At 58.8% G+C, this 12,863-nt stretch carries 9 protein-coding genes and 1 pseudogene; 5 read left to right on the top strand and 5 right to left on the bottom strand.

Translation table 11 applies throughout. From position 1 onward, the window contains the following. Positions 1 to 1,093 precede the first annotated feature (1,093 nt). On the top strand, positions 1,094 to 1,753 hold the full coding sequence (locus tag ASD71_RS04065) for a DUF1120 domain-containing protein (protein ID WP_056560110.1): 660 nt from the start codon (positions 1,094 to 1,096) through the stop codon (positions 1,751 to 1,753). A 568-nt stretch (positions 1,754 to 2,321) separates the two neighbouring features. Here the strand turns inward: ASD71_RS04065 and ASD71_RS04070 are convergent. Continuing rightward, a pseudogene (locus tag ASD71_RS04070) lies at positions 2,322 to 2,855 on the bottom strand (transposase); the annotation flags it as partial. Between ASD71_RS04070 and ASD71_RS27900 the strand changes: the two are divergent. Then, a complete protein-coding gene (locus tag ASD71_RS27900; protein ID WP_156395072.1) occupies positions 2,848 to 3,093 on the top strand; it encodes a hypothetical protein in 246 nt (81 codons plus the stop codon). The pseudogene ASD71_RS04070 and the gene ASD71_RS27900 sit on opposite strands and share 8 nt — an antisense overlap. Positions 3,094 to 4,466: 1,373 nt before the next feature. Here ASD71_RS27900 and ASD71_RS04080 read toward each other — a convergent pair. Beyond that, positions 4,467 to 6,032: a PAS domain-containing sensor histidine kinase gene (locus ASD71_RS04080; protein WP_056560113.1), complete on the bottom strand. Its 1,566-nt coding sequence runs from the start codon at positions 6,030 to 6,032 to the stop codon at positions 4,467 to 4,469. A 66-nt stretch (positions 6,033 to 6,098) separates the two neighbouring features. Here ASD71_RS04080 and ASD71_RS04085 point away from each other — a divergent pair, with 66 nt between their 5' ends. The 3 genes from ASD71_RS04085 to ASD71_RS04095 all read left to right on the top strand — a co-directional run bounded on the left by ASD71_RS04085 (position 6,099) and on the right by ASD71_RS04095 (position 8,957). After that, positions 6,099 to 6,788, top strand: coding sequence for a manganese catalase family protein (locus tag ASD71_RS04085; protein ID WP_235512018.1), 690 nt, complete (start codon positions 6,099 to 6,101; stop codon positions 6,786 to 6,788). A gap of 314 nt (positions 6,789 to 7,102) precedes the next feature. Beyond that, positions 7,103 to 7,579, top strand: coding sequence for a low affinity iron permease family protein (locus ASD71_RS04090; RefSeq protein WP_082578785.1), 477 nt, complete (start codon positions 7,103 to 7,105; stop codon positions 7,577 to 7,579). 871 nt (positions 7,580 to 8,450) lie between these two features. Next, positions 8,451 to 8,957 carry a ferritin-like domain-containing protein gene (locus tag ASD71_RS04095; RefSeq protein ID WP_056560114.1) on the top strand — a complete coding sequence of 169 codons (507 nt, stop codon included), beginning with the start codon at positions 8,451 to 8,453 and terminating at the stop codon, positions 8,955 to 8,957. A 1,169-nt stretch (positions 8,958 to 10,126) separates the two neighbouring features. Here the strand turns inward: ASD71_RS04095 and ASD71_RS04110 are convergent. The 3 genes from ASD71_RS04110 to ASD71_RS04120 form a co-directional block, all read right to left on the bottom strand. Further along, entirely contained in the window at positions 10,127 to 10,408 is a 282-nt protein-coding gene (locus ASD71_RS04110) for a BrnA antitoxin family protein (RefSeq protein ID WP_056560122.1), read from the bottom strand. After that, positions 10,401 to 10,712, bottom strand: coding sequence for a hypothetical protein (locus ASD71_RS04115; RefSeq protein WP_056560124.1), 312 nt, complete (start codon positions 10,710 to 10,712; stop codon positions 10,401 to 10,403). Before ASD71_RS04115 ends, ASD71_RS04110 begins: the two co-directional genes overlap by 8 nt. A 152-nt stretch (positions 10,713 to 10,864) precedes the next feature. Beyond that, positions 10,865 to 12,850, bottom strand: a complete 1,986-nt coding sequence (locus ASD71_RS04120; RefSeq protein WP_056560126.1) for a ParB N-terminal domain-containing protein — start codon at positions 12,848 to 12,850, stop codon at positions 10,865 to 10,867. Between the last annotated feature and the right edge of the window lie 13 nt (positions 12,851 to 12,863).

Here is a 12,863-nt window from a genome sequence, read left to right on the forward strand (position 1 = left end):
AACCTTCGTGGCCAAAGACTGCCTTGTCAAAGTCAACTACGTTGGCGCACGGCAAAGAGGCCCGTTCGAGATGGCCGCCGCGAACGCTGATTGTCCACGTGCTGCAAGATCCTTGTCCCCTCTTTTGAGCAAATCGTAGACGACCGAGAACCGGGGATGCATCAAATATTCGATTCTCTGCCATTTCAAGAGCATGGTCGATCTCGATCTTAGCTAGCGATCTGACACTGGACGAGCAAATCCTGCAGGAGGTAGTGCGATAAAAAGTGGCCGCCGAGAGGCCTGAGCTGGCGACTTGGATGCACGAGCGCTGCCGGGTTGGCGCGAAGCGCGCTCGCGTACTGACGTTGCTGCGACGGTCGGCCTGGCCCGCCAAGAGTCATGCGCGAGCCGCTGCGGTTCGGCGCCAACGGAGTGTGTTAGTGATGCTGCAACGCAATGGCCGGCGCACACGAGGCAGGGTTTAAAGCTATGGCGGAACTATCCAGGGCACGACGGCAGCCACTCGGCGAAATAGACAAGCGATCAACGCCCGTTTTGTATGCGGAGGCCGGTCTGCTCCCGGCGAACGAAAGCGACTGCGTTGTAGAACGCCAACTAGAACGGGCAATACGGGTACAGCCCGCGGGGAAGGGCGCCTCGGCTTTCGACGGGTTGTGGTCGCAGCATACAAGTTGCAAAGGCGCATCAACGTCGTGAATATGCACGGATTTGGATTTTAGCGCCGCAACTCCGTCCTGGTCTGATACTACGATTGGCGCCAAGGGGATACTCGTTAGCATCCGGTCACCGTCTTCTGTCGGCACATGCTGGAGGCGATCGGAAGGGCCGAACGGCAAATGCGCCATGCTCGCCGCGGCGGAAAAATTGAGTTTGCCCTCTCCCCGAGTTCAGGGCAATTGCATCCCGGTGCATTTCTCGAACTCGTCCGATATTTGCGCCACATGCGGAGGTGCAAAATTGCCATGTCGCAACGTTGAACGCCTCCCTCGCTGCGAGGGTGGATGACCAAGCGATTAAACAGCCCTGCCGCGTATATACACACGCGCACCGCCGGGGCTCTGGACGAACCTCACGAAATAAAGGCAATACAATGACACTATTGAAATTAGGATTCGCGGCATTGCTCGCCAGCGGCATGGCGCTCAATGGCGTTGCAGCAGCGCAATCTGTAGACATTAAGGTGACCGGCTCCATCACGCCGGCCGCATGCATCCCGGTCTTCGAAGGGGGGGCTACGGTCGATTACGGCAAGATCGCTGCATCGTCGCTTAACGTTTCAGAGTCCACCTCACTTGGAGTTAAAGAGGTATCGATGTCCATTAGCTGCGATGCTAAGACACGGGTTGCGATCAGGTTCAACGATAACCGCGAGGGCACTGTCCCCACCGAAATGGCGGGAAGTTCCGCTCACCTTTGGTATGGGCTGGGCAAAGCATCAGGGACACCGATAGGCGGCTACCAGATGTATTTGGCGAACGAAGGTGTCACCCTCGACGGCGAGAAGGGTTTTGCTGTGTATTCGAGTGACTCGGGCGAGACTTGGAAAAGCGACAAATCGGACATCGTGGTCAACAAGACGGCGAGACAATGGCGGAGCTGGTCGCTGACCTCAGGCGGCCAGCCTGACGCTTTTAGTCACTTGAACAGCATCTTAAAAGTTGAGGCGTTTGTAAACAAGGCCGAAGCGCTACCGCTCGAAGACAAGATCCAACTGGACGGATTAGCGACCATAGAGTTGGTCTATCTTTAAACCAGCTAGCCTCCTAAGCCGGTGGGCCCGCGACCGGAACGGTGGTGCTAGGCATCGCACCAAAATCGGCGCTTTTGGCTCTCACAGTGCAGAGCCATTAGCGCTTCTACAGCGTACTTCAAGACAGTCCTGTAAGCCATTCAAGCATTATGTTCCACGTTGCTCTCAGCCATAGGCCCCCGGGTTCTGCAGTTCAGGTCCGATGTCGACCCCGGCGGCTTCTTCTTCAAACCGATCAATGACATTGGAACCTCAACGGTATCGCTAGTATCGCTGTCTGGGCTCGAGAGCGCGAAGTTTCGACATAATAGAAGTCGCGCTGCGTGGGACGGCTACTCCTCCTCGAGTCGATGACCGCGCGAAAACTCGTAAACGCATGAGCGCTAAGGTTCGTACGCCATTAGGCAATGTCATCGGTACTACAGTCCACTTAGCACATATCGGCGCGCGCACTCATCATGCCCAGGAGGACGTCGCAGCCAGCCTCGGGATCGGTTGGGTTGGCATCATCTATCCGTTAGGGCTGACACCGGTAAGCGCCTGCCGAACACACCCTTGACGGTTCGGCCTACGCAGCGGGCTGCCACCGATGCGGCAGCAGGTCGGCGATCTGATGGTTTTTTTGCACCGGCAACCGCGTGAGCACGTCCTTCAGATAGGCATACGGATCGTCGCTATTGAGCCTCGCCGACTGGATCAGGCTCATGATGGCGGCCGCACGCTGCCCGCCGCGCGGCGAGCCCGCGAACAACCAGTTCGAGCGCCCGATCGCCCAGGGCCGGATCTGGTTCTCCACCCAGTTGTTGTCGATCGGTGCATCGCCATCATCAAGATAGCGCGTGAGCGCCTCCCAGCGCTTGAGGCTGTAGTCGATGGCGCGTGCGGTACCCGAGCCATCGGGCACGCGCTGGCGCTGCGCGATCAGCCATCGATGCAAGGTCTCGGCGATCAGCTTGGCGCGGTCCTGACGTATCCGCCTGCGCTCGTCGGCAGGTAGATCCGCCACGTCTCTTTCCACGCCGTACAAGGCGCCGAACAGCTCCAGCGCCTCTTTGGCGATCTGGCTCTGGTTGCTCGCATGCAGGTCATGGAACTTGCGCCTGCCCGGCCATGCTCTCGATGATCGGTGCCGCGATATCTTCGAACGCGGATTGGTGAAGGTGGATTCGCGTGCCTATCTGATCGCCGTAACCGTTCTCTCGGAGCACGTGCTCAAGATGCGAAAAATTAGATCTGCCCTTTTCGACAAAGTGGTAGGTCGCATCGATACGCCGCTGGGTGGTGTGCCTATCAGTGTTCAGCTCGCGAACAGCTTCTTGAATGGTGCGGAGCAGCAGTAGGGGCGAACCCGGAAGCTCGTGGCCGCTTTCGTCCCGGGTACATACCTCCACCAGCGAATCCGTCAACGAGCGAAAGTGGCAGCACCGGTCGCTGGGGATTCGCCATGAGGACCTTGATATACCGGCTCAGGTAGTCCTCAATGACGAGATGCTTGATTCGGCTGTGGGCCTCAATAATGGGCGGAGGTTGGCGGATCACCCAAGCCCATTTGTCTTCAGCTGGTTTGCTCACGTGGAGGGAAGCTGCATTAAGCGCAGAATGTTGAATTGTCACCAATGTAACTAAATTGGTCGTGCATTTCCTCTGGCGATTTGTACAGTATTTTCTCCTGAGTTCCGGACGCTCGCGGTGCTGGCCGGGAACTCATGGACCCAATGGCTGCGCTAGTCCGTCATGACGTAGTCGGCGTAACTGGGAGAACGAACATCAACTGGGAAGAGGTGTCGCGAGGCTCTTTCAGTGTTGGTACAATTGGCCGGTCGGGACGCCGAACCGGATGAGATTGAGCGCTCCCCAGCAGCCGAAGGCTGTACTCGCGCAAGGCGAGTTGCAAATGGTGTCCGGATCTTCGCTTGGCGGGCGCCTATGAGCGGCTCGTCGTGCGGCCCCAATCTGCAGGCAACAAGCCAGCGTTCCCTGCACTGGTGCCCTTCTCCGAACTTTACTTGCTTGACTTTGACGGCTCCACCACTGCATGCATCCGATAACTAAGCTCCGATACCGACTTTCGCTCAAATTTCTTGCGAAAGACTCTCTGAATCGGGAGAGGTACTGACTCTGGGGTGTTTTTTCTTATTCTGCGACCTTAGCGATTTCAAAGACTTGGCAGAATTTCGCGATACAGACTTTATTTCGCTTATTCAAAAGAGGTCTGCTGGCTCGACGTACTTTCCGCCCAGTTACGGCCAACTTCAGTAAACCATGCTAAGAATCTGCCCCGGGTCCTACGTAGGGCGCGCGTCCACACGCCGTCCAATCGTCACATTCCTCGCGGCGTCTCAGCCTCTCGAATTCCGATTTCCCCGGTTCCGATAATGCCGCGATTTCGACATCTGGGCGGCCGGAGCCGGAGGCCGCCCGTTGGCGGGCGGCAGTGACGATGTTCAGCGATCGCAGTTGTGAAAAGGTTGCCGCCTTCTTGACCCAGGGAATCTGGCGCATCCGTACCTGCCGAAGCTCAACAAGGACGTCACGGTTCGAAAAGATCATACGCAGAAATTCCCAATCCCAACAATTGACCAAATGTGGACTTCTGTCCACGCCTCCATCCTGGCATTGCGCCGCGAGCAACTGTTGCTCGCTTGGAAAAAGGACGTTCATCTCGTCCAGGAGAAAAGCGGTGCTTGAAGATAAACGAGCCAGGGTAAAGACCTTAGCGTTTAGGTACTCCTGCACTCGCCGAGTCGGGCGCGAGCAGCACGTGCGTCAAAGTTTCAAGCGAATACGGTTTTTGCATCACCGGAAACGGGACGACCTCTTGGCCACTGATTGCGTCACTGTAGCCGCTGGCGAGTACCACCCGTATGTCAGGCCATTGCGCTCGAATACGGCGACCCAATTCAACGCCATTCATACCAGGCAGGACGACGTCGAGGATCGCGATGTCATAGCCCCCCCTTCCCTCCGTCAGATGCGCCAGCGCAGCCTCCGCGTCGAGAAGCCAGGTCGCATCTTGGCCCATGTCCTTTAACATCGAGACCACCACCTCGCCCACCATGCGATTGTCTTCGACCAGCAGGACGCGATTCCGGACCTGCGGGTCATCAGACTGCCGAACGCTCGCACTGTTGGGTTTGGTTGCGGGTTCCGCAGCTGGGAGATAGAGGGTAAAGGTCGTTCCCTGCCCCAGCCGGCTGTGGACTTCAACATCGCCGCCGGACTGCTGGACGAACCCCTGCACCTGGCTCAAGCCCAGGCCCGAATTTTCGTGCTGGCCTTTAGTTGAGAAGAAGGGTTCAAAAATATGCTTGGCCACCTCATCTTCCATCCCGATGCCAGTGTCCTTAACCGCTACTGCAACGTGCGGCGCATCCAAATCCAGACTTGCGCCTAGCGTAGGCGGGCGCTCTATTCCTTGCACCGAAATAGTGAGACGACCGCCGGCGGGCATCGCGTCCCGGGCGTTGATCACTAGATTCAACAGCGCCGAGTCAAGCTGCGCCGGATCTGCATAGATAGTCGTATTTCCTGGGCCAACCTCATAGGCTAGGGCAATGGACGATCCAACAGAGGCCTCGAACAGTTGGCGAAGCGATGACAGGCTGTCGCGCACGTCAAACACATGCGGTTTTAGAGGTTGTTTTTTTGCGTATGCCAACAGCTGGCGGGTGAGTTGTGCCGCCTTCTCCGTAGTGTCAGAAATGATCCCGACATAACGCATCAGAGAGGCAGGCATCTCGCCCGATCTTTTCAAAAATTCGGCGGAGAACCGGATAGCCGTCAAGAAATTATTGAAGTCGTGGGCAACGCCTCCGGTCAGGCGTCCAATTGCCTCCATGCGATGTGCGTGGTGCATCGAATCACGCGCTGCTTGGAGTTCTTCCCGATGCTTTTTCTGCTCAGTAATGTCGCGCGTGATCTTCGCGAAGCCTACATGTTGACCTTTTTCATCATGGACTGGGTCGATGACTACGCTACACCAGAAGCGAGTGCCATCCTTTCGCACGCGCCAGCCTTCTGCCTCGAAGCGCCCATCATTTCTCGCCGTTTCCAGCGCGCGCCTGGGTACTCCTGAGGCGCGGTCTTCCTCGGTGTAAAAGACAGAGAAATGCTGACCGATAATTTCCTCTTCTTTATAGCCCTTGAAACGCTCGGCGCCTGGGTTCCAACTGCTAACCCGACCCTTCGTGTCAAGGAGATATATCGCGTAATCCATCACGGCATCTACAAGGAGTCGATACCTGTCTTGTTCGGGTAACTCTGAAGGTGATTGCATCATGCTCGTTCTAGATGGCCGTAAATTTGTTCGCATCCCCAGGCGGTACTGTCTAAGCCCCCTGGTTTCGTGATCGTACGCTCGGAACCCCATATCGAAAATGGTGACAATCGTCATCCCGGAAAGCGCCTGGACCCGCCAGCCGCCCCGCCTGATCCAGACGACGCCGTCGCACCAGTACCCGACCGGCGCGGTGCTGTCGCTGACCTCTACGGTGGCGGACCCGCACTGGTCAATTCGGGCGGCCAGCTGTGGAATGCCGGCTACATCGATACCATCGGCGATCCGTCGGCGGACCTGCGGTCCAACATCGCCGCCGAGGCGCGCGCCAAGATCATCTATGAACGGTTGATCAACGCCACCGACGATCCCGGCGTGAAGGACGCGCTGGGCTTCCTGATGACCCGCGAGGTGTCGCACCAGCGCTCGTTCGAAAAGGCTTTGTATTCCATAGAGCCGAACTTCCCGCCCGGAAAGCTGCCCGGCGATCCGCGCTTCGCGTCCGTGTACTTCAACATGTCGCAGGGCGAAGGCGATACGCGCGGCCCCTGGAACAGCGATACAAATTTCACCTACGTCTCGGACCCCGAGCAGCAGGGCTCCATCGACGGAGACGGCATGCCGAACGTCAATCTGACGGAAGACGAGGTGTTGGCGCTACAGGCGATGGCCGGGCGAACGGCGTCGGATCCCAGCAGCGACCCGGTAACCGGCACCGAACTTGGTCAGGTAAATTCGCCGGACGACCCGAAACCGTAGGATCTGACGGCATTTGCGCGGCGTTTGTCGGAACGGCCCACACTCAGGGACGCGGCCAGGTTGGCGGCGATCAATGATGTTGGCTGCGGCAAACTGCCTACCCGGCCCAGGTCTCCCGTAATCGGTCGGCGATCTACCCCGCCACAGCAAGGGGACAGACGTGCTAGTGGTTTTCTCGGACTCCAGCATGAGTTTGGCCTGGACCGGCCGATGGGAATACAGCGAGTCGATCAGTCTCAGCGGCGTTCTCTGGCTTTAGCGGTCAGGCACGCCGCTTGCGGCATAAGCTCCCGTATCATCATGAAGGGAGCGCCATGCTGAACAGGTCCGCAGCAACGCGGAAGCAAAAATCTAAGCCGCGAAAATCGTCAGAGACGAAGAACCAGGGGAATGCGATTGCCCGGTTCTTCGACCACTTTGCCGCCCAAGTGACGAAATGGGCCGGATCCCCCCTCGCATTTGGCATCGCGTTGATCGCCGTCGTCGTCTGGGGCATTTCGGGTCCGGCCTTCGGATATTCGGCAACTTGGCAGCTCGTTATCAACACCGGCACTACGATCATCACGTTCCTTATGGTATTTCTGATCCAGCAGAGCCAAAACAAGGATAGCGAAGCCCTACACCTAAAACTGGACGAGCTGCTGATTGCAGTCGATGGCGCCGACGAAGGCCTGGTCGACGCCGAGCGTCTGGATGAAGAAAAGCTACTGGCTCTCGCCGCGGCCTGCACGGCACGTGCCAGGAAGCGGCACCGCCAGCGAGCACGGTCGCGCACGCCGAACAGTCACTGAGAGGAAGGCGCCCCGCACTGAACCTCGTCGGAGCACCCACCGATGACTCGTTTAAACAGCCACGGTGAGCGCGCTTTGCGGGTTCGCTCCGAACGCGCACATGTCGGAGCGCCTCATCGAGATACATGCACAGTAGTTAAGCGGGATCATGGTCTTCCAGAGACCTGCCGGTTGCAGCTCGCTGCCAGATCTTCTGCTTGGGATGACCGGATCGATATCACCTTCCGACCGCCGGAAGTGGATGTTGACAAGCGTCAGCTTCGCGCCCGAAAGCAGGCGGCCGGAAGCGCTGCCTTTCGCCCGCCCACCCCGGTGGCCCACGCTCGGCGCGAGCTGTGGTCGGCGGACAATAGCCGCAGTTGTGGTGGCTTAACCCGCTTGGCTTTTCTGCTGCGATATGACGCGTAGTCGTACCTACGCGGGCCTGTGCAGAAGAAGTTACGTATCTTATGGCTGCTTGATGGGGGCCGGTGGGTATGTGGGATAAGCGCGGGGTATGCGGTGGGCATACCCTGTGGTCAAGCGCGTGGGCAGGCGGAGCCTGTCCACCGTTTGTCCATAGCGGTTGTCCACGGGCCGAGCACAGCGAGCCGGCGGTCGCGGAGCGATCATCCATGTATCCACGGGTTCGGATAAACGTGGTTTGAATTTGGTGTTTAGCGGTTAAACAGAGCTGGAATGCCTGCAACTACCAGGTGCGAAAATCCGGGCCCTTCGCGTAAAGTTATTCAGTCATTCCGTCGATCCTCGGCCCACGGGCTTAGCGCTGAAAGGCCAGCGGTGGCCCAGCACGTCGCTGCGCGGCGCGGCACAGCACTTGCTGCTAGGGAAATATCGACATGCGGTCGGTTCAAACTAGCGGAGCTGAACAATGAGCCAAAAAACCTTGCAAGACCTTTTTATTCACGAGCTTTCGGACATTTACAGCGCTGAAAAGCAGCTGACCCGAGCCTTGCCTAAGATGGCGCGTGCCGCGAGCGATCCGCAACTGGCGGAGGCGTTTACCCTTCACCTGGAGGAAACGCGAGGCCAAGTGGAACGAATCGACAAAATCGTTGAGGCGTCGAAACTTCGACTAAAACGCATCAAATGTGCGGCAATGGAGGGATTAGTCGAGGAGGGCAGCGACGTCATCGACGATGTGGAAGAAGGCCCTGTACGAGACGCAGCGCTAATCGCCGCAGCCCAAAAAGTGGAGCATTATGAGATCGCGAGCTATGGCACCTTGTGCACGTTCGCCAAACAGCTAGGCGAGACTGAAGCATTGAAGTTGCTGAAAGAAACGCTGGCCGAAGAGAAAGCGACTGACGAGAAGTTGAGCATGCTGGCCCTACAGCAGACTAACGCCGAAGCGGCGCGCGAAGGAAAAGCCAAATAGCTTGTCAAACGCTGCGCAAGCCTGGACAGTGTGGGAGAGGACTATGGAAGAGCCGTCCGACAGCTCGCGAGGTTTCGACCTCTTTAGCCACTATCGAGAGGAGGATCCGTTCCTCCAGTACTTGGTTGCCATCGCCAACTCGAATTCACCGGTAGAGCTAGGAATCATCGTTACGTCGGGCGGTTTCGTCATCGGGAGTTTTGACGTCTGGCGCGCTGTACTTTGAACATTTTGCCAGCGCATTTACAGGTGCCACAGCAGAACGTCTTTCCCGTGTGCAACTGACGATCAAGGATGAGATCGAGGGGTTTGGCACACCATATCGGGAACACGCGAACGGCGGCGAGACCATATCTGACCCTAGGTACTTTCACATGAGGGAGGGCATTGTGGTCGGGGCCGACGGGAGCGCCACCATCGGCCCGGTTTGGTGGCATGGCCGCATCGACTTCGTCAGCGGCTTGGTGCTCGGCATCATACAGCCTGCGACAGCAGCAGATTCATAAGCCCACGCCGCGCGGGCAATCCGTTACGACCTATGTTTGCTGTGCAAGACGGGCGATGACATGCATTGGCATCATCCGCTTCCCGAAAGCCGGATGCCCTGTATGTCACGTTTCCTGGTGCGACTGATGCCTGGCAGGACGGACGGCTGATGCGACTCCGATCTGCTCACGGTTTGGTCCGGTTTGGTCCCGGTTTGGTCCCGATTTGGTCCCGGTTTGGTCCCGGTTTGGTCCCGGCTTGGTCCCGGTCGTGTCACATCGATTCAGCCTTTTTCGAGTTCAATTCGGTTTGTATACGGTCTCTACACCTCCCGGGCCCATATGCCGCGCGGTCTTTGCCTGGAGCCGAAGTTTCGTTGTCAGACAAAAGAAACAGCCAGCCGCAAGAAAAGCCCAAAAAAATCAAAGAGATGAACCCACCCGGAGGGTGCGTCCTGTGTGGTGGCTTTAAGGGACCCGCCGCCGCCCTGGCGGCGGGGGCCTTAAGGGCACCTGTGAGCGTCCGGGGGACGCTCACGAAGTCCGCAGGACGGCCCCGCCGGCGCAGCCGGTGGGAACAGCCGCCCCGCCCCAAATCCGACGCCGCAACCAAAGCAAAAGGCCGCCCGAGGGCGGCCTTTTGCTTTGGCGCAGGTTTTCTGCGCATGGACAAATGGAAGGCGATCAAGTCATCTGGTGCGTTTTCAGCCAGTCCTTCAACGCATTGTTCATACGGGTCTGCCAACCCTGGCCAGTTGCCTTGAAGGCAGCCAACACCTCTTCATCCAGGCGGATGGTAGTAGCAGATTTACGCACGGCGGCAGTACTGCCGACGGGTCGACCACGCCGCCGCACAATCTCATCGGGCGTGTGCACCCGGGCATATTGACCATCAACAGCCTGTTTGGCGCTGCGCAACAGAGCGGCTTCAAACTCGGCCATTTCGGCATCTGGTTTCTTAGGCATCAAAGCACTCCTTGAGTTTGGCCAGGAACGACGCGGGCAGGTTATCGAACTTGGCTTTGGCGTATACGATCAACAGCACCACTTCGCCGCTCGCCAACCGAAGGTAATAGATTACGCGGGCACCGCCCCGCTTCCCCATACCGGCGCGGGACCACCGCACCTTCCTGCATCCTCCCGAACCAGGGATAACATCCCCCGCTTCGGGGTTCGCCGCGATCCAATCTACGAATGCCTCCCGTTCGGAGTCGCTCCACACCTTCGCGGCCCAGGTGCTGAATTCGTCGGTTTCTATAACGGTGAGCATGATTTAATTGTACTAACAATTTATTGTTGATGCAAGATGCTGCGTGGTGGTGCCAGCCGGGGTTGTCCGGCTGGCTCAGCATTTATCCGTCTGTTCGTCCGCGTCCTCTTTTTCATCCGGGGACCGCCGAGAGAACTCGGCGGACACGCTCCTTATTCCTCAATTTCTCCCATCGGGTGTTCCACGGCCATTGCGACCTGAAGGGGCTGAGTGCGCATCAGTTCAGGCACCCAGCCCTTTCCTTCCAGCAATTGTTCGGCTGCGGCGGCGGCCTGGGCCTTCTTCATCGCCAGCAGCGGCTTCGCCTGCTCGGCGTCGACCGCTTCCGTGACCACTGCCGCGATTCGCTCCTTGGACACGTGGGCAAGGTAAGACTGCGCGGTCGGCTTCCACCACTTGCCCATTTCCAGGCCGATCACTTTGCCCAAGCGGTCCAGGTGCCGAGGCTCTTCGCCGTAGGAATTGCTTTGGCGGCGGTAAATGGAAACGCTGGTCAGGACGGCGAGCAGGTCGATGAGGTCAGTGTGCGACTGATTCAGCAGCCAAGGCAGCACCGCTGCGTGGTCTTCCGGCACATTCATCGTGACGGCTTCGATCTGCGCATGCACCGCAGCCCAAGCCGAACTTTCCTTGATGCCTTCGTCAGTCTTCGCCAGCTCGTCGTGCGCTGTCCGCAACGAAAAATCGAAGGTGTCTCCGGCGCTGCTGCGGCGGGTCCTGTCGAAATCCCCCAGCATTTGTTCGATAAGCAGGCAGAGCGCGAGCGTCGGACGCATCATGATTTCGGCCTGGAGTGCAATCACGCGCTGTGCTTGGAGCCGGTTGGTCAGCGCCTCCGAATGCACGGGTCGGGTCAGCACGGGGGGCAAGTCCACGTCCGCCGTCTTCTGGCCATCTGCGTCGTTGCTGCGCGTGGCCTGCGCCACGGCGTCGCGCTCGTCCTGGCGGATCAAGCCGCGAGTGACGGTCAAGTCGCCTTGATAGTCCAGGTGCACAATCGCGCCGCACAGGGCTTTCAGGTCGGCGGGGTAGTCGTAAAGCTCGGCCCGGATTTCACGAAGCTGCCCTTCATAGCCGCGAATCACGCCGCGAACCTTGTCCAGGTCGGCCGCGTCTTGGTCTTCGGTCTCTTGCAATTGAGCCAGCTTTGTCCGCGCCGTCTCGATCTTCTTTTGCAGTCCGTCGATCTGCTTGGCCTGGGCCTTGCTGGGCTCCTGAAGGACGCGCTGAATCTCGCCGAAGGACTTTTTATCGGCGTACTCGAACGACACGCGGCATTCCACCCACAACCAGCCTTCGGCCTGCACCGCCTTGAACAGCTTGGACCGCTGCATCTTGGCATCGGCCATGCTGCGCACCTTCTCCAGGTCGGTCAGATAGGCGTCGTTCTCAAAGAGGTCGCGGCGAACCTCGCCGCCCGCCTTCTCGTAAGCGGCGACGGTCACGTACCGCGCCACGGGCGTATCGCCGCGCATTTCGGTTTCCGCGAGCAACTGGCGGATGTAGTAGTCCCGATTCCAGGGTTGGCTCGCCGAAGTCTTCCATGCCGCCTCCTGACGGGCGTGGTCCGAAACCGACGCGAGCGCCTGCATTTCGTCCATCTTGATTTTGCCGTCGCGGAACAACTGCATGAGCGTGGGCGACACGCTGCCCAGCGCCAGCAGCTTCTTGACCGCCGATTCGGACGCGCCATGCGCGGCGGCGATGGCCGCAACCGTCCAGTTTTCGGCACGCAGCCGCGCATATCCCGCATACACGTCTGCCGGGTGCATCGCCTTGCGCCCGATGTTCTCGATGAGGCTGGCGTGGTGCGCGTGAGCGGTCGGAATCACAAGGCAAGGCACCGGGTAATCGGCGGGGAAAACGCCGTCCTCGATCAGCAGGCCCAGGGCCGTCCAACGCCGTCCGCCCGCGCACACCTCATAGGAACCGTCCGGCGCTGCGACCACCACGAGGTTTTGCAGCAACCCGCCCATCGCCTGGATGGTGGCTTTCAGTTCCAGAATCTGAGCGTCCTGCTTGCGGTCTTCCAGGCCACGGGCCTGATACGCGTCACTGAGGCGCAGTTGGGAATGCGGGATCTCCATGCGCGTGGCGGCGGCGTGGACGGCGGCGAGTTCGTTGGAATCGAGTTTCATCAAAATGCTCCAG

Source organism: Achromobacter sp. Root565, from assembly GCF_001427425.1.
Classification (GTDB): domain Bacteria; phylum Pseudomonadota; class Gammaproteobacteria; order Burkholderiales; family Burkholderiaceae_B; genus Achromobacter; species Achromobacter spanius_D.

Bases quoted from the DNA above. Each gene is read 5' to 3' on its own strand.
- ASD71_RS04065 (WP_056560110.1), top strand. From the start codon at position 1,094: ATGACACTATTGAAATTAGGATTCGCGGCATTGCTCGCCAGCGGCATG.
- ASD71_RS04080 (WP_056560113.1), bottom strand. From the start codon at position 6,032: ATGATGCAATCACCTTCAGAGTTACCCGAACAAGACAGGTATCGACTC.
- ASD71_RS04090 (WP_082578785.1), top strand. From the start codon at position 7,103: ATGCTGAACAGGTCCGCAGCAACGCGGAAGCAAAAATCTAAGCCGCGA.
- ASD71_RS04095 (WP_056560114.1), top strand. From the start codon at position 8,451: ATGAGCCAAAAAACCTTGCAAGACCTTTTTATTCACGAGCTTTCGGAC.
- ASD71_RS04110 (WP_056560122.1), bottom strand. From the start codon at position 10,408: ATGCCTAAGAAACCAGATGCCGAAATGGCCGAGTTTGAAGCCGCTCTG.
- ASD71_RS04115 (WP_056560124.1), bottom strand. From the start codon at position 10,712: ATGCTCACCGTTATAGAAACCGACGAATTCAGCACCTGGGCCGCGAAG.
- ASD71_RS04120 (WP_056560126.1), bottom strand. From the start codon at position 12,850: ATGAAACTCGATTCCAACGAACTCGCCGCCGTCCACGCCGCCGCCACG.